At 56.9% G+C, this 16,811-nt stretch carries 11 protein-coding genes; 6 read left to right on the forward strand and 5 right to left on the reverse strand.

The genetic code is table 11. The features are described from left to right. The first annotated feature begins 46 nt into the window (after nucleotides 1-46). Nucleotides 47-1,549, forward strand: coding sequence for an ATPase domain-containing protein (locus ACZZZ4_RS23465; protein ID WP_129999397.1), 1,503 nt, complete (start codon nucleotides 47-49; stop codon nucleotides 1,547-1,549). Then, nucleotides 1,546-3,216 (forward strand): ATP-binding protein, encoded by a 1,671-nt coding sequence (locus tag ACZZZ4_RS23470; RefSeq protein WP_463548915.1) that lies wholly within the window; start codon nucleotides 1,546-1,548, stop codon nucleotides 3,214-3,216. Before ACZZZ4_RS23465 ends, ACZZZ4_RS23470 begins: the two co-directional genes overlap by 4 nt. A 38-nt stretch (nucleotides 3,217-3,254) precedes the next feature. Here the strand turns inward: ACZZZ4_RS23470 and ACZZZ4_RS23475 are convergent, their stop codons facing one another. The 5 genes from ACZZZ4_RS23475 to ACZZZ4_RS23495 are packed head-to-tail and all read right to left on the reverse strand — an operon-like array spanning nucleotide 3,255 to nucleotide 9,781. Next, nucleotides 3,255-3,632, reverse strand: coding sequence for a response regulator (locus tag ACZZZ4_RS23475; protein ID WP_039761562.1), 378 nt, complete (start codon nucleotides 3,630-3,632; stop codon nucleotides 3,255-3,257). A gap of 44 nt (nucleotides 3,633-3,676) precedes the next feature. Further along, a complete protein-coding gene (locus tag ACZZZ4_RS23480; protein ID WP_463548916.1) occupies nucleotides 3,677-4,891 on the reverse strand; it encodes a hybrid sensor histidine kinase/response regulator in 1,215 nt (404 codons plus the stop codon). Beyond that, nucleotides 4,885-5,478 carry a chemotaxis protein CheB gene (locus ACZZZ4_RS23485; protein ID WP_129999400.1) on the reverse strand — a complete coding sequence of 198 codons (594 nt, stop codon included), beginning with the start codon at nucleotides 5,476-5,478 and terminating at the stop codon, nucleotides 4,885-4,887. The genes ACZZZ4_RS23480 and ACZZZ4_RS23485 overlap by 7 nt, the downstream gene beginning before the upstream one ends. Continuing rightward, entirely contained in the window at nucleotides 5,475-6,308 is an 834-nt protein-coding gene (locus ACZZZ4_RS23490; RefSeq protein ID WP_016774863.1) for a CheR family methyltransferase, read from the reverse strand. The genes ACZZZ4_RS23485 and ACZZZ4_RS23490 overlap by 4 nt, the downstream gene beginning before the upstream one ends. Next, a complete protein-coding gene (locus ACZZZ4_RS23495; RefSeq protein ID WP_463548917.1) occupies nucleotides 6,308-9,781 on the reverse strand; it encodes a response regulator in 3,474 nt (1,157 codons plus the stop codon). The genes ACZZZ4_RS23490 and ACZZZ4_RS23495 overlap by 1 nt, the downstream gene beginning before the upstream one ends. A gap of 260 nt (nucleotides 9,782-10,041) precedes the next feature. On the opposite strand from ACZZZ4_RS23495, the gene ACZZZ4_RS23500 reads away from it, so the two are divergent. The 4 genes from ACZZZ4_RS23500 (at nucleotide 10,042) to ACZZZ4_RS23515 (ending at nucleotide 16,781) form a co-directional block, all read left to right on the forward strand. After that, complete coding sequence (locus tag ACZZZ4_RS23500) at nucleotides 10,042-10,410, forward strand: response regulator (RefSeq protein ID WP_415764008.1); 369 nt, start codon at nucleotides 10,042-10,044, stop codon at nucleotides 10,408-10,410. 158 nt (nucleotides 10,411-10,568) lie between these two features. Further along, on the forward strand, nucleotides 10,569-14,402 hold the full coding sequence (locus ACZZZ4_RS23505) for a M35 family metalloendopeptidase (RefSeq protein WP_463548918.1): 3,834 nt from the start codon (nucleotides 10,569-10,571) through the stop codon (nucleotides 14,400-14,402). A gap of 106 nt (nucleotides 14,403-14,508) precedes the next feature. After that, a complete protein-coding gene (locus ACZZZ4_RS23510) occupies nucleotides 14,509-15,801 on the forward strand; it encodes a glycosyltransferase (RefSeq protein WP_415762372.1) in 1,293 nt (430 codons plus the stop codon). 122 nt (nucleotides 15,802-15,923) lie between these two features. After that, complete coding sequence (locus tag ACZZZ4_RS23515) at nucleotides 15,924-16,781, forward strand: phospholipase (RefSeq protein WP_463548919.1); 858 nt, start codon at nucleotides 15,924-15,926, stop codon at nucleotides 16,779-16,781. Nucleotides 16,782-16,811: the final 30 nt, after the last annotated feature.

The raw sequence follows: 16,811 nt of genomic DNA on the forward strand, positions 1-16,811 counted from the left end.
CACCTAAACCAGCCGCCGGATTACCCTAGTCATAAGAGGGCGTTTTTTGACTACATCAAACGAGTTGATCAGTGCGAAAGCTGCCGTCGGCATCGCGGGTCTGGATGACATCCTCGCCGGTGGCCTGTCTCGCGGCCATGTGTTTTTGCTCGAGGGGGAACCCGGGACCGGCAAAACCACCGTGGCTCTGCACTTCCTGCGCGCCGGTGCGCTGGCCGGGGAACGCTGCCTGTACATCACTCTCTCGGAGACCGAGAAAGAACTGCGTCAAGGTGCACTCTCCCATGGCTGGGAGCTGAACGAGAACATCAAGATCTTCGAACTGACGCCGCCAGAAAGCCTGCTGAACGCCGAGCATCAGCAAAGCCTGCTGTACTCTTCGGACCTTGAGCTGGGTGAGGCGACCAAGCAGATTTTTGAAGTGGTCGAACGCTTCAAGCCGACCCGCGTCGTGCTGGACAGCCTCTCGGAAATCCGCCTGCTGGCGCAGAGCTCCTTGCGCTATCGTCGGCAGATTCTGGCGATCAAGCACTACTTTGTGCGTTATGACGCCACGGTCCTGCTGCTCGACGACCTGACCACCGAATCCCTCGACAAAACCGTACACAGTGTCGCCCACGGCGTGATTCGACTTGAGGAACTGACACCGAGCTACGGTGCCGAGCGTCGTCGGGTGCGCGTGGTCAAGTATCGCGGGCAGAAATACCGTGGCGGTTTCCACGATTTCACCATCATGGGTGACGGCGTCCACGTCTTCCCACGCCTGGTGGCGGCGGAGCATCGCGGCGACTACGCACGACTGCAGTTGTCCAGCGGCATCCCGCAAATGGACGCGCTGCTAGGCGGCGGTATCGAGACCGGTTCCAGCACGCTGATTCTTGGCCCGGCCGGTACCGGCAAATCGCTGATTTCGATGATCTTCGCGGCCGCTGCGGTGGCTCGAGGCGAAAAAGCCGCACTGTTCATCTTCGATGAAGAGCTGGGCTTGCTGTTCGAGCGCATGCGCCACATCGGCATCGACCTCAAAGCCTTGCAGGCGACGGGCAATCTGCTGATCGAACAGGTCGACGCCGCCGAACTGTCGCCCGGGGAGTTGTCCCATCGCGTGCGCCGTTGCGTCGACGAGCGCGACATCAAGACCGTGGTTATCGACAGCATCAACGGCTACCAGGCAGCGATGCCGGAAGAGAACGCGTTGGTCCTGCACATGCATGAGCTGCTGCTGTACCTCAACCGCAAAGGCGCGGCGACCTTCATGACAGTGGCTCAGCACGGTCTGGTCGGCGATATGCAGGCGCCGGTCGATATCACTTACTTGGCCGACACGGTGATTCTGTTGCGTTACTTCGAGGCTCTCGGCAAAGTCCGGCGGGCCATTTCGATCATCAAGAAACGCACCGGCAACCATGAATCGACCATCCGTGAATACCGGATTTCTTCGCGCGGCATGACCATCGGCCAACCGCTCGAATCCTTCCAGGGCGTGCTGCGGGGCGTGCCGACCTACATGGGCACGGGTAATCCGCTGCTCGAGGATGAAAGCTTGTGACGGTCAACCCTACGCTGGCCGAACGGGTCTTGATTCTGGCGCCCATGGGGCGCGACAGTCAGATCGCGTTGATGATTCTCAACGAAGCCGGCTACGGCGGTATGGTGGCGCCGAGTCTCGGCGCTCTGTGCACCGAGCTAGAGGTCGGTGCAGGGCTGCTGCTGATTGCTGTTGAAGCATTGCGCGGTCCGGAACTGGAAGCGCTTATTGCCTACCTCGACCAACAGCCGGCGTGGTCGGACATGCCCATTGTGCTGCTGACCCACCACGGCGGCGAAGAACAGGGGCCGCCGTCACGCCTCAGTGCACTGCTGGGCAACGTGACTTTTCTTGAGCGTCCTTTCCATCCGGCGACGCTGGTCAGCCTGGTTTCTGCCGCCCTGCGCGGGCGGCGACGACAATATGAAGCGCGCGATCGGCTGATCGACCTGAGTGAAAGCGAGCGACGCCTGCAATCGACCCTGGAAACCCTTGAGCAGCAAGTCGAAGAGCGCACCGCCCAACTTCGTCACAACGAAGAAGCGCTGCGCCAATCGCAGAAAATGGAAGCGGTCGGCCAACTCACCGGTGGCATCGCTCACGACTTTAACAACATGCTTACCGGCATCATCGGTAGCCTGGAACTGCTGCGCCGGCGTCTGGCCAGAGGACGGACCGAGGATCTCGACAGCCTGATCGACCTCGGCGTGACTTCCGCCAACCGCGCCGCCGGCCTGACTCACCGCTTGCTGGCGTTCTCTCGCCGCCAGTCCCTCGACCCGAAAGCCGTGCAAATGAACACGCTGGTGCTGTCGATGGGCGAACTGCTGCAACGCAGCCTCAATGAAAGCATTCATCTGGAGATGCGCCTGGATGACGACCTCTGGGTTGCCGAAGCGGATCCCAATCAACTGGAAAGTGCCCTGCTCAACCTGGTGATCAACGCCCGCGATGCCATGCCCGAGGGCGGCAAACTGGTGGTGGAAACCAGTAATCAGGTGCTGCATAGCGACTTCACGGCCGCTTACAGCAATCTGGAGCCGGGCGATTACGTGATGCTCAGCGTCACCGACAACGGCAGCGGCATGCCGCAGAGTGTGGTCAGCCGTGCCTTCGATCCGTTTTTCACCACCAAGCCGATCGGCCAGGGCACCGGGCTGGGCCTGTCGATGATCTATGGCTTCAGCAAGCAATCTCGCGGGCATGTCTCGATCGACAGTGAGGTCGACCAAGGGACCACGGTAAAACTTTACCTGCCGCGTTTCCGTGGTGAAGAAATGGAAATTCCCGTCTCGGATTCGCAGCAGGCTCCGTACGCGATGGATGGCGAAACCGTGCTCATCGTCGAAGACGACCCGGCAGTGCGCGTGCTGGTCAGCGCCGTGCTCAGTGAGTTGGGTTATGCCTTCGTGGAAGCCAGTGATGCGGACGGCGCCATGCCGATCCTCAACTCAACGCAGCGCATCGATCTGCTGATCAGCGACGTCGGTCTGCCCGGCATGAACGGTCGGCAATTGGCGGAGGTCGGTCGGCAATACCGACCAGGTCTGAAAGTGTTGTTCATCACCGGCTATGCCGAGCACGCGGCGGTGCGCGGAGGCTTCCTCGACTCGGGGATGCAAATGATCACCAAGCCCTTCACTTTTGATCTGCTCACCGCCAAGGTGCGCGAGATGATCAACAGCTAAAACCACGGACGCCGTCAAGACGGCGCCCGTTGTTTTAATCAGGCCAGCAATTCCTGAATCTTTTCCTGCAGCACATCCAGATCGAAAGGCTTTTCCAGAATCGGTGCCTTGTTGGTGATCGGGCTGCCGGTCTCACGGATTTCCTGCGGGTAGCCGCTGATAAAAATCACTTTGAGGTCCGGTCGCAACTTCACTGCCGGCTCGGCGATCTGCACGCCGGAGATACCGCCCGGCAGGCGGAAATCGGTGATCAGCATGTCCAGGTGAGGTTTGCTGGCGAGGATCTCGAAAGCCTGCTCGCCATTTTCCGCTTGCAACACGCGATAGCCCTGTCCTGACAGGTAATCCGTCAGGACCATCAAGATAACCGGTTCGTCTTCGACGACGAGTACTACATCTTGCGCATCTACGCTCATGGGAAGCCTTTGTTCGGTCAATAGCTGCTGATACGACCGTGTGGTCACTCAGAGGTTGCGTCGGATATGCCGTTTTCCTGGATCGGCAGACAAACGCGAAACAGGGCGCCTTCGTTGATTTCACTCTCGACGACGATGGAGCCGCCATGGGCGGCGACGATCTGCTCGGAAATGAACAGACCCAGCCCGAGCCCGGCCACCACCGTCTTGGCGGACACCCGTTCGAACTGCTGAAAAATACGCTTTTGGTTCTCGGCACTGATACCAATGCCGTGGTCCTGGACTTCGACCCGCGCCTCGCCCCCTTCGCGATAAACGCGCACTTGAATCGGGCTGCGACCACCATAACGCAAGGCGTTGGTCAGCAGATTGGACACCACTTGCTCGATGCGGAATTCGTCCCAGCAACCTTCGACCGGCTCGGACGCTTCGAAGGAAACACTGGTCTCTGCCGCTTCCATTTGCGGGGCAAAGTTCTGCAGCAGATTGCTGACCAGTTGCACCAGATCGAAACGACTGGGGCGGATCGACAGTTTGCCGGTGCGGATTCGCGAGACATCGAGCATGTCCTCGATCAGGCGAATCAAGCTTTTGATCTGGCGCTCATCGCGATCGACCATCGCCTGCATCTTGTCGAGAGTGAACGCCGAGGCATTGTCCCGGGCCAAATGCATCTTGCGCAGTTGGGTTTCGAGAATCAGGCCATTGAGAGGCGTGCGCACTTCGTGAGCGACGATGGACATGAAGTCATCGCGCATGCGCACCGCCTGCTGCAGCTCAAGCTGCGTGTTTTGCAACTGTTGCAGCAACGCTTCCTGCTCGCGTCGGGCCTGCTCCAGCGCCTCGACCTGCTGCTTCATGGCCTTGCTCTGGCGATACAGATCGACGAAAACGTTGACCTTGCTTTTCACCGCATGGATATCCAGCGGTTTGTGCAGAAAGTCCACCGCACCGCTTTCATAGCCTTTGAACGCATAGTTCAGTTCACGGCCGGCGGCGCTGACGAAGATGATCGGGATGTTCTTGGTTTTCTCGGTGCCGCGCATCAGCTCAGCGAGCTCGAAGCCGTTCATGCCGGGCATCTGCACGTCGAGAATGGCCATGGCGAATTCGTGTTGCAGCAACAGCGACAGTGCTTCGTCCGCCGACAGAGCCTTGTAGACCGTGCGATCCTCGCGCTTGATCAGCGCTTCCAGCGCCAGCAGGTTTTCTGGCAGATCGTCGACGATCAACAGTTTGGCTTGGATATTACTCAGCATGCGATTCGTTCCAGCTCGACTAGCAGACGGCCGATGCCGTGAATGGGTAGGACATGATCCGGCTGCACAACGTTCAGTGCGGCCTGGGGCATGGTAGCGACTTGTGCATCCTCGGGGTCTTGAACAATGGTCAGGCCGCCGCAGCGCTTGACGTAAGCCAACCCGCGCGCGCCATCCTGATTGGCGCCGGTCAGCAGTACGGCGGCGAGTGTCTCCCCGTAAACGTCAGCGGCGGATTCAAACAGATAATCAATAGACGGCCGCGAATGATGTACGCGATCTTCAAGGCTCAGCGACAGGCTACGATCCGCTTCGACCGACAAGTGATAACCGGGCGTGGCGAAATACACCGTGCCGGCTTCAATGTCCTGCTTGTCTTCAGCTTCCTTGACCGGCATCGCCACACGGCGGGAGAAAACTTCCGCCAGATGACTGCGGCGTTCTTCCGGCAGATGCAGAACGATGATGATCGGCAGCACATAGCCTTTGCGCAACGGCCCGAGCAGGGTCAGCAACGCCTCGACACCGCCTGCGGAGGCGCCGATCACGACAGCCTCGATGCGAGGCAGGCTCGGGGTGTCGGTCATGATTTGCGGTAGATCCGTTCTTGTTTGACCAACGCCTCGAACTGGTTCGAGTAGTTGGAAAAATCCAGGGTTTCCTTGCTGCCCAGCACCAGAAAGCCACGATGCGACAGCGATTCATGGAACAGCCCGAACGCCCGGTCCTGCAGCTTCTTGTTGAAGTAGATCAGTACGTTGCGGCAGGAGATCAACTGGGTTTCGGAGAACACGCTGTCGGTGGCCAGACTGTGATCGGCGAACGTCACGTTCTCGCACAGGCTCTTGTCGAAAATCGCGTAGCCGTAAGCGGCCGTGTAGTAGTCGGCAAACGAACGCTGGCCCCCTGCCTGTTGATAGTTGGCGGTGTAGGCGCGGACGTTTTCCATGGAAAAAATCCCCTGCTTGGCCTTTTCCAGCGAGCGCGGGTTGATATCGGTGGCGTAGATGATCGTGCGGTCAAGCAGGCCTTCTTCGCGCAGCAGAATAGCCATCGAGTAGACCTCCTCGCCCGTGCTGCAGCCGGCAATCCAGATTTTCAGCGACGGATAGGTGCGCAGCAGCGGCACCACTTCGTTGCGGATCGCCAGGAAGTGCGACGGATCGCGGAACATCTCGCTGACCGGGATCGTCAGCAGTTGCAGCAGCTGCATGAACGCGGTCGGGTCGTGCAGGACTTTTTCTTGCAGGGCCGAGATGGTCGCGCACTCGAACTGACTCAGCGCATGCTGCACCCGGCGCTTGATCGAAGCGCCGGAGTAGTCGCGAAAGTCATAGCTGTATTTCAGGTAAATCGCCTCGATCAACAAGCGTAATTCGATTTCGCTGTTGCGCTCGGCTGAACTGCTGCGTTCCACTAGATGCGTTCCATTTTCGGTAACCACACACGTATCAGCGAGAACAGACGATCAAGGTCGATGGGCTTGGCCAGGTAATCGTTGGCGCCCGCTTGCAGGCAGCGCTCCTGATCGTCCTTCATGGCCTTGGCCGTTACCGCGATGATCGGCAGCTTGCGCCAGCGCGGATCCTTGCGGATTTCCATGGTGGCTTCGAAGCCATCCATTTCCGGCATCATCACGTCCATCAGCACCAGGTCGATGTCCTCGACTTCATGAAGTTTCTCAATCGCTTCGCGGCCGTTACGGCCGATCACCACGACTGCGCCTTTGTGTTCCAGCGCGCTGGTCAGGGCAAAGATGTTGCGCACATCGTCGTCCACCAGCAGCACTTTGCGACCTTCAAAGACTTTGTCGCGGCTGCGCGCGGTCTTGAGCATCTTCTGCCGTTCATGGGACAGCTGCGATTCCACTTTGTGCAGAAAGAGTGTGACCTCGTCGAGCAACCGCTCCGGGGAGCGTGCGCCCTTGATGATGATCGAGCGCGAATACTTGCGCAGCTCGGCTTCTTCGTCGCGGGTCAGGTTGCGTCCGGTGTAGACAATGACCGGCGGGAATGAGCAGATGTCCTCGGTGGACATGCGCTTGAGCAGATCGTTGCCGAGCATGTCCGGCAGCTTGAGATCGATGACCATGCAGTCGTAGATGGTCGTGCGCAGTAGCTCCAGGGCGTCCTGAGCCAGGCCGACGGCGGTGATTTCGATGTCTTCGTCGCCGATCAGCCGCGCGATGCTTTCGCGTTGCAGATCGTCGTCTTCGACCAACAGCACGCGCTTGACCTTCTGCGTCAGTTTGGCTTCGAGACGAGCGAAGACGTCCTTGAGCTCTTCGCGGGTGGTCGGCTTCACTGCGTAGCCGATGGCGCCCATGTGCATCGCCGCTTCGACGCGGTCTTCTACGGAAATCACGTGCACCGGAATGTGCCGGGTTTCGGCGCGTTCTTTCAGGCGTTGCAGCACGGTCAGACCGGAGTGATCCGGCAGGCGCATGTCGAGCAGGATCGCATCCGGGACGAATTCGCGGGCCAGGTCGTAACCTTCGTCGGCGCCGTGGGCAACCAGGCACATGTAACCCAACTCATGGGCCAGGTCATAGAGGATTCGTGCGAAATTCGGTTCGTCTTCCACCACCAGAATGCAGCGGGTGGCAAACGGTGCCTTGTCGCGATCATCGGCGAAGCGCGGAATGACCGCCGGAATCGCCGATGCCAGCGGCGTTGCAACGGCGACCGGAGCAGGCGCTGAAGGTGCCGGGTGAAAGGTCAGCGGCGCGGCCGGCGAGTCACCGAACTCGTGATACTGACGCGGCAACACCAGCGTGAACGTACTGCCCTGCCCCGGTACGCTTTCTACACTGATCGAACCGCCCAGCAACGTCGCCAGATCCCGCGAGATCGACAGGCCCAGACCGGTGCCGCCGTATTTGCGATTGGTGGTGCCATCCGCCTGACGGAACGCCTCGAAGATACTTTCCTGCTGATCCGCAGCGATACCGATCCCGGAATCCCTGACGCTGAAAGCGATGTGATCGTTCGGCTGCGCGGTGATGGTCAGGCTGACGGCGCCGTGCTCGGTGAACTTGATCGCATTGGACAGCAGGTTCTTGATCACCTGCTCCAGACGTTGACGGTCAGTGAACAGCAAGCCCGGTGCGTCCGGCTGAACCTCGACGCTGAAGGCCAGTTTCTTGTCCGCCGCCAACGGTTCGAACATCGAGCGCAAGCCGTCGACCAGACGATCGACACGGGTGTTTTCAGCGATCACTTCAAGCTTGCCGGCCTCGACTTTGGAAATGTCGAGGATGTCGTTGATCAGGTTGAGCAGATCGTTGCCGGCCGAATAGATCGATTCGGCGAACTTGACCTGTTCCGCCGACAGATTCTGCTGCGGGTTTTCCGCCAGCAGTTTGGCCAGAATCAGCGAACTGTTCAGCGGCGTGCGCAGTTCGTGGGACATGTTGGCGAGGAATTCGGACTTGTACTTGCTCGAACGTTGCAGTTCTTCGGCGCGCTCTTCGAGTTGGATCTGCGCCTGATTCAGCTCGGTGTTTTTCTTGTCCATGGCATCGCGCTGTTCGGCGAGCTGCTCGTTGGTCTGCTCCAGCTCCACTTGCTGGGTTTCCAGATGCGCCTGGGATTCCTTGAGAATCCGCGACTGTTCTTCCAGCTCTTCGTTAGCGGTCTTCAGCTCTTCCTGCTGCACTTGCAGTTCTTCGTTGAGCTGCTGGGTTTCGGCGAGCACTTCCTGCAGACGCTGACGGTAACGCGCCGCCTCGATCGAGGTGCCGATATTGCCGGCAATCAGCTCCAGCAGTTCGATGTCGCGCTCGGACAGCGGACGCAGGAAACCCAGCTCGATCACACCGTTGACCCGGTCGTCATCGCTGGTCGGCACCACCAGCACGCTGTGCGGCAGGCCTGCACCGAGACCGGAGCTGACTTTGAAATAGTCGCCCGGAACCGAATCGAGGCGGATCCAGCGTGCTTGTTCGGCGACCTGGCCGACGATGCCTTCGCCACTGTAGATCGTCTGGTTTCGCTCTTCCTGTTCGCGGGAGAAGCCATAGGTTGCGACGCGCTTGAGCCCACCGTGCTCTTCGCGCACATAGAGGGCGGCGACGGCGGTGCCGAGGTATTGCGCGCAGAATTGCAGAATGTTGCGTCCCAGCAGATTGAGCGTCAGTTGCCCCAGCACCTGTTCGGCCAGTTGTGTCTGGCCGTTGCGCAGCCACGCCTGCTTCTCCAGGCGTTCGGCGCTGGCCAGCTGTGCGGCGAGGTTGGCGCTGTAGTTGGTCGACAGGTTGAGCAGATCACGGCGCCCGATGTAGGCCAGCAACCCGCTGATACCGACGATGAAGATCAGATAAAGGGTGATGCTCCAGATGGTGGTGCGTCGCACGTCTTCGTTGCGCGTGGCACGCAGCACCTGCTCGGTCTCGATGACGTCTTCGAACTGCTTGCGAATTTCGTCGGTCAGGCGCTTGCCCCGTCCGGCCTTGACCGCCCCGCGATAGTCACCGCTGCTGCGCTGCAGATCGATCATCGATTGCGCGTAGTTGGCCCATTCCACCTGCAACGCTTGCAGGCGGCGCAGACGATCGGTCTGTACCGGATTATCGGCGGTCAGCTCCAGCAACGTATTGAGAGCGACCTCGATACGCGGCTTGGCGATTTCATAGGGGTCGAGGAAGTGCTCGTCACCGCTGAGCAGATAACCGCGCATGCCTGTTTCGAGATCGACGGTGAGCTTCACCGCCTCATTGGCGTTATTGATCACCCGGTCGGTGTGCTCGACCCACTGGATGACCGACAGCAAATAAGTGATCAGCGAGACGAAGAACACGGCGCTGAGCACGCCGACGCCCAGCGGCAGGCTGACGTTGCGACTCAGTAATTTGCGAAACCGTTGTTCATCAACCGAAGACGAAGAGGACATGGGGCGGCCTTGGCGAACTGTTGAAAACCCGAGAGTTTGCCCCAAAACCCTGGTCTGGATCCATTTTTCTCACACAAATGATGGCATTTTCCTACGCACGTCTGCGCATTGGGCGACGCCAACGGTTATCCTTGCCACATCGCACCGAGCTGTTCTTTTTGTATCAGCTCGGGAACTTGTGGCTATGCGCCACTTACTCATGCAAGAGTCCGGCATTTTCGATCGCCCGGTATCCCCCGATTTCATTTGAGAGCCCTGCCATGTCTACCAATGCCTCCACCATCCTTGTCGTAGAAGATGACGACATCGTGCGCATGCTCATCGTCGATGTATTGCAGGAGCTGGAATTCACGGTGTTAGAGGCTGATGACGGTAAAGCGGCACTTGAGATTATTGCGGATGCTGGGCAGCCGATCGATTTGATGATGACCGACCACGGCCTGCCTGGCATGGATGGCCGCGAACTTGCTGAAAAGGCGCGAGAACTACGCCCTGCTCTGCCCATCCTGTTTGCCAGCGGTTATGCCGAAACTATCGAAGTGCCCAGCGACATGTATGTAATTGGCAAACCGTTCTCCATAGACAAATTGCGCGACAAAGTAAAATCCATCATTGATCAAAAATCTTAACCAACCTTCATCTGATGATGACACTTCCCCTCGGGACACCAATTCAAGAACAATAACGTTCGTACAACTGAAAAACTCACTCACATAAAGCACGTTGATTAGTATCCATTTAAAAAAGAGGATAAGCCGCACTTACAGACCAACAACAAGCGAACTTCATGAACATCAAACCTGCAAATTTCCTGAGCCAACGCAACTTATCCAGGATTCCTGATTACGCCGACTTTCAGAGCGATCACACGCCCAGCGACAACCGCGAGCGCGAAGAAGTTATTTACAAACTGAAAAAGCGCTCGGCGGGTCTCACCCCATCGCAAACACTATCCCTCGTCGGTGCAACCCTTACTCTCGAGCCTGGATCGTCTCTGGAAGACGCCCTGCTTCCGGGTAGGCAGCTGCTGAAAAAGATGTCCGAACATGCGTCCTTCCAAAAACTGCTGACAACGTTGCAACTATCCGAGCGTGTCATTTTTGAAGTAACAGCTGAAGGCGAAATAAATGCAATAACTTCTAACAACGTTACTGGATTCGCAAACGCTTTCGTACTTGCTGCGGATCTGAAAGAAGACCTGCAAACACTTATTGAAATGGCAGAGCTGACCGGCGGCAAGATTTCCAGCATCGATCAGATTGATGTAGCGCAATGGCTGAAATTCCATGGTTATGTAATTCCGCGCGATGCCGCCGAAACTTTCCGCCTGATGGCATTCATGGCTGCCCCGCCCGATCCGGGCGCGAAGTTCGGTAACTATCGGGAGATGATCAAGGCAAGCGAAGGCAATGCGGCCACGCTTTCAGCGACTCAACTCGGTGAGCTTCGAAAACTGATTGCCAGCTACTTGAAAGGCCAGTCCTTACTGGAACATTTGTCGGAACGTATTCTGGGCGGGCGGTCAACGCCCTTTACACGCTCCGAAGCAGAAAACGTGATAGACCTATTAATCTCCAGTCCGATCGCTGCTCATTGGGCGGACGCCTACGTGCGCGATCTGGACTGGTACGGCGCGCGACCAGATCAACCCCAATCGGCCGCGTCCCGCAGACAATTAATACTGACGTCGCTATTGGTCGATCTCCACCCGCAAGTCGGTGAACAAGAGCCGCGCAACCATGTGGCCGACTTCGATTTATATGCCGCCGAGCATCTGGAACTCTCCTTCGCAGAGGTCCAGACCAGGTTCGAAAATCACCTCATCACGCATCATCGAGTCAGCCGTAAAAACGCCGCGCTTGCAGCTCATCTGTTACTGGCCGAACCCGCACCCGAGTTTCTGGTCAAGGATCTGCCTGAAGAACTGGTACTGGGCACACCGCAATGCGTCGAATACTGCCGAGCCGTGGCAGTGCATGAGATCATCGCGCCAGGCTCGACCCGCTCAATGACTTACGCACAGCTGCAACACCGTTCAACACTGGAACCGGCAACCGAATCACGCAAGCAACTCGACACTCTGGCAGCGGTGGATCCTGTCATCGACTGGGCCGTACTGAATAAGATCCTCTCGCCTGAAGATGTCGAGAAGTCTGTCCCCGAGGCTCTGAAAGTCGCCACGAACGCCTATGTGCAGCATGCCAAAACCCTGGCCGAAAACGCTGAAACATTGACGCGTCCGCTGCCAACGCGCAGAGGCGTTGCACTGGACATCCTCAAGCATGTTGCCAAGGGTTGCACTTATCTTGAAAAAGACGTCCTCAAGCAAGTACGCAACACACCGCTGGAGGACGCGTACAGCACGATGCGCCTGTCACCGGTTGAACTGCACATGTCCAATGATCTTGCGACTGGCGACTGGGACCTGAAAAAAGGCGAAAGTATTTATGAAGCGTTTCCCGGCCTGTTGCGCAATCTGGTTTCTCCCGATGGTGAGTTTCACCGTCAGTTCAACCGAGCGTATGTCACACACACGCAAGCCATGCATACGCATTTGAAACAGGCATTCTCATTCTTGCCACTGCCCGACCGGATCCGTTTGCTCAGAGGCAAAGTAACAATGTTCACGGTCAGACCCTCGGTCGCAAAACTCCAGACCATCACGAATCTGTCCGTTAATCCCATTGCGTCGGTCATTGACTTGATCGTGAAGACAGATGGGCATAAACCCACTGAAAGCCATCAGGAAATAGATGAAGCAAAGGGCCGTTACGGGGTTGTGATTTACTGCGAGTTCGAAGGCCAGATTTCGTGTTACGAATTACTGACGTTGCAAGGCGTCTGCCGTGAAAACACTGAACTGGCAGCACTTATCCAGCGTGAGAACCTGTTGGAGCCAAAAGTTCGCCGCACCGGGATAAATTACTCAGCGCCGGCCACAGTGCATCAATTACCAACAGACATCGAATGTTATACCCATGGTGTTACGCCCGGCCTCGTCGCTGTCAGTTCGGGAGTCATCGACAGAGTCGGTGAGCTGTCCGCCGCGCCACCGGCGCAGATCAATGGCTACTATCAGAGCTTCTACTCTACGGAATTCGATCGCCTGGTGAATTTCGTGCTCAAGCACAGACCTGTGGCCACTTACGATGAACTCGTCAAAGAGTGTTGGGGACAGACCCGGCTTGAGGCATTGCGGATCAAACGGGACAAGGATCTGGATACATTCCTCAACGTTATCGTGCCGTTCAAATCCTGTATCGAGGATCTGACCTCCGACGATGTAGAACGACAGATTCAGGGAGCCGCAGCGTGCACACTGGAAGCCGCAATGACAATCCTTCTGGTAGTCGCCGCTGTTGCAAAAATTGCCAGTGTGGTTGCCAAAAGCATGAGCATCGCCACGAAGGCCGGCAAAATTGCGTCTACGGGTGCTGGACTGGTGAACAGTATCTTCAACCCGCTGGATGGCGCTACGGATGTGGTGTTCAAAGGAGCGAAATTATTACGTAAAGGCTGGCAAAGCGGGGTGGCCGCACTCGAAGGCGCCATTCACGACGCTCGGAAATGGACTGCAAAGCCGCCTTACCATGCACTTTCCTCGGTGGTCGATACAGACACTATCCGCTTGGGCACCCGGCAATATGCGCAAAACTCGAGCGACATATTCCAGGTATGGGGCATCCGCCACACTGATGAATGGTACGCCGTGAACCGCTTGGGTGAGCCGTGGGGACCAAAGTTGAAAAACCTTAAGCTGGTCAACTTCTTTCGTAACCCTCTCAAGCGAGCGAAGCCGTTCAGTTACACGCGTGGCTATCTGAAAAAAGCGATTCCTCACGCCAAGAGCAAAATCGACAACACTATTCAGTTAATCTCCGATGCCGGCAACGAGGAAGTCAGAGCAATCATCCGGCATGTATTCGGTGACAACTCGAATGCGGCAGTTGAGCACATCACCAGCAACTTGCGAAAGATGCGCAGGGATCTTGACTTCCTCAGTCTGGATAACATGATCTTTCGACCGCCGGGTAGCGATACCCTTGCTGCGTTACAGCCTCAAGCTTATAAACGCTGGCAAGCGGCAGTAAGCTCCAATACCAGACTGGACGTCAACACCAGGACTTTCCTGGCCATGTACCCGGATAATCTTGATGAATACTATGCAGCGGCCAAGTACGACGATGCCAGGATCGGCGATGTTCTTGTGCATGAAATATCTCACGGTGCACCCGACACGCTTGATTTCTACTACGGTGAAGTGTTCAAGGGCGCCACTCCGGCAGAGTACAACGCGGTCGGGCTGCTGGATTTCGCAAGAAACCCTCGCAAGGCCCATCCCAAGAATCTGGCCAACCCTCATTACGGCTTTGCCACGTTAAAAGACTTCGAGGACTTTGAGTCGAGCATTGCGAACTGGCCAAAAATCGTGCAAGAACATCCGGCGTTATTGAATGCCGAGTCCTATTCCCTGGCTGTCTCTTTGATCGATCAGTACCAAACCAGCGAGGCCACGTTTCACTTCAACCTTGCCGCGATCACCCATGCGATCGATAGCACCGCTCCCGGAGAGTTTCTTCAGGGCCCGCTCCTGCTCAACCTGGCCAAACCGGCTTTTTAAACAGGGCTTGAAAATGCAGTGCTGACGAAAGGGGCGCAGATAACGATCACTGTGGTTTAATTGCGCCCTTTTTCTGCCGACTCGGCTGATATTCAGGATTGCCGTCATGACACTGCCCTCCACCACCAAAGTCCTGGTCATTGGCTACGTCTGGCCCGAACCACGCTCGTCTGCAGCCAGCGGCCACGTCATGCAGATTCTCGAAACGTTCCTCGAGCAAGGCTGGGACATCACCTTCAGCAGCCCGGCCGGCCCCGGAGAGCATAAGGCGGACCTCAGCGCGCTGGGCATTCGCGAAGTGCCGATCGAACTCAACAACAGCAGTTTCGATACGTTCATCAGCGCGCTGGCGCCGGATATCGTGCTGTTCGATCAGTTCATGATGGAAGAGCAGTTTGGCTGGCGTGTGGAAAAACACTGTCCTGCCGCTCTGCGTGTACTCGAAACATCTGATCTGCAGAGCTTGCGCCATGCGCGCCATCAAAGGCTGAAGGACCGCTTGAAGGTCAACCAGGATCAGGACGACTTCACTGATCTTTTCGCGCCAGGGTTGCGCGAGGAATTTGAGCTGATGGCTGACACCGATCTGGCCAAACGAGAGATTGCAGCGCTGTACCGGTGCGATCTGAACCTGATCATTTCTCCCACGGAAATCAAGCTGTTGGTCGAGCAGTTCGGTCTGTCGCCGGAGTTGCTGCACTGGTGCCCGCTGATGGTTGATCGACCAGGCCTCGAGCCGTCTGGATACACGGAGCGCGAGCATTTCCTCAGCATAGGCAATTTTCGTCATGCGCCAAACTGGGATGCCGTGCTGTGGTTGAAGACCACAATCTGGCCGTTGATCAGGGCGCAACTTCCGGCGGCGCAGTTACACGTCTACGGCGCGTACACCCCGCCGAAAGCCTCGGCGCTGCATAACGCGGCGCAAGGCTTTCACATCATGAACCGTGCCGAGGATGCCTTGCAGGTGATGTCAGCGGCGCGAGTCTGTCTGGCACCGTTGCGGTTTGGTGCCGGTATCAAAGGCAAACTGATTGATGCGATGTTGTGTGGCACGCCGAGCGTGACCACGCCCGTCGGCACCGAGGGCATGCATGACAATCATCCATGGCCGGGCGCCGTGGTGAGCACTGCGCATCAGTTCGCCGAGCAAGCGGTGCAGCTGTATAACGATCAGCTTCGGTGGCAGCAAGCACAACAATGGAGCCTCGAACTACTTGAGCAGCGTTATCAGCGAACAACTCACGCCGCTGCGCTCATAGAACGAATCCATGCCTGCCGACAACTTTTGCCGCAACTTAGAAAAAACAACTTCACAGGTTCAATGCTGCGCCATCACACGCTTAAGAGCACGCAATACATGGCGCAATGGATCGAAGAAAAGAAACGCGACAAATAATAGAAACAATGAACAACATATTGCATCACTCATCGTATTGGCAACTTCGCCGTATCTATCTATAAACAACCTGCAACGCCAACATGACCGTTGGCGCAAACTAAAAACCATGCAGGCTTATTATGAACGCTCCATACAACACTTATGAATGGATGACGGCGACACCGTCCCTCGACAGTTTGACGCTTCTGCAAATGGCGCTGCCGGGCACGCACAACGCGGGTAGCGACTGGCAAGCTTCTTATCCGCTCCTCGGTCCGCCGCGCCACTGGCTGGCATGTCAGCACAATACGTTTTTCCATCAGCTCCATCACGGCGCAAGAGCCCTGGATATCCGCCTCGATTATGAGCAGAGTGCCGAAGGGTTGGCCAAATTCCGCCTACATCACAACGGCCATCGCAATTCGCGAACGCTGGGCCATCTTGTTACGGACGTAAATGACTTTCTGGAAAAGCATCCTGACGAATTTATTGTGCTGGATTTTCACGCGCTGGACGGTGAGAACTTTGACTTCGCCTATTTTAATCAAATGATTATTCACTTTCTGGGCATGCGCATTATTCCCCGGAGCAATCATTACTTGCCGATCGAACAATTGAAGCAAATCAGTCCGCGACAACGTATTGTGGTGGCGGCACAGTCTCACCGGGATCTGAACGAAAGCGTGTTTATTGGCAAAATCGACCACGAATGGACTGGCGAAAGCATCACTAACGCTCAAGAACTGCACCAATTCATCACCCAGCTATTGAAGAAACCATCTTCCAGTTGGGAGTTCTGGTCCTTGTCCGCAACAAGTTACAGCGCCCTTGGCGGGCCGGTGGATATTCATGACCAGCTGAATGAATGGTTCGATCCAGGCAAAAGCAACTGGGCCCAGCTGTGCAACATCATCAATGTCGATTTTATTGAAGAGTCACGAATCGTCGATTTTTGCCGCACGGCCAACCTGAACAAGGTGCACGGGCGCTCCGTTTGATCTGCTCAGCCATCAGACTGGCGCCGAGCA

The organism is Pseudomonas sp. AC252, from assembly GCF_979258105.1.

Coding starts and splice junctions, on each gene's coding strand:
- ACZZZ4_RS23475 (WP_039761562.1), bottom strand. CDS start 3,632: ATGAGCGTAGATGCGCAAGATGTAGTACTCGTCGTCGAAGACGAACCG.
- ACZZZ4_RS23480 (WP_463548916.1), bottom strand. CDS start 4,891: ATGCTGAGTAATATCCAAGCCAAACTGTTGATCGTCGACGATCTGCCA.
- ACZZZ4_RS23485 (WP_129999400.1), bottom strand. CDS start 5,478: ATGACCGACACCCCGAGCCTGCCTCGCATCGAGGCTGTCGTGATCGGC.
- ACZZZ4_RS23495 (WP_463548917.1), bottom strand. CDS start 9,781: ATGTCCTCTTCGTCTTCGGTTGATGAACAACGGTTTCGCAAATTACTG.
- ACZZZ4_RS23500 (WP_415764008.1), top strand. CDS start 10,042: ATGTCTACCAATGCCTCCACCATCCTTGTCGTAGAAGATGACGACATC.
- ACZZZ4_RS23505 (WP_463548918.1), top strand. CDS start 10,569: ATGAACATCAAACCTGCAAATTTCCTGAGCCAACGCAACTTATCCAGG.
- ACZZZ4_RS23510 (WP_415762372.1), top strand. CDS start 14,509: ATGACACTGCCCTCCACCACCAAAGTCCTGGTCATTGGCTACGTCTGG.
- ACZZZ4_RS23515 (WP_463548919.1), top strand. CDS start 15,924: ATGAACGCTCCATACAACACTTATGAATGGATGACGGCGACACCGTCC.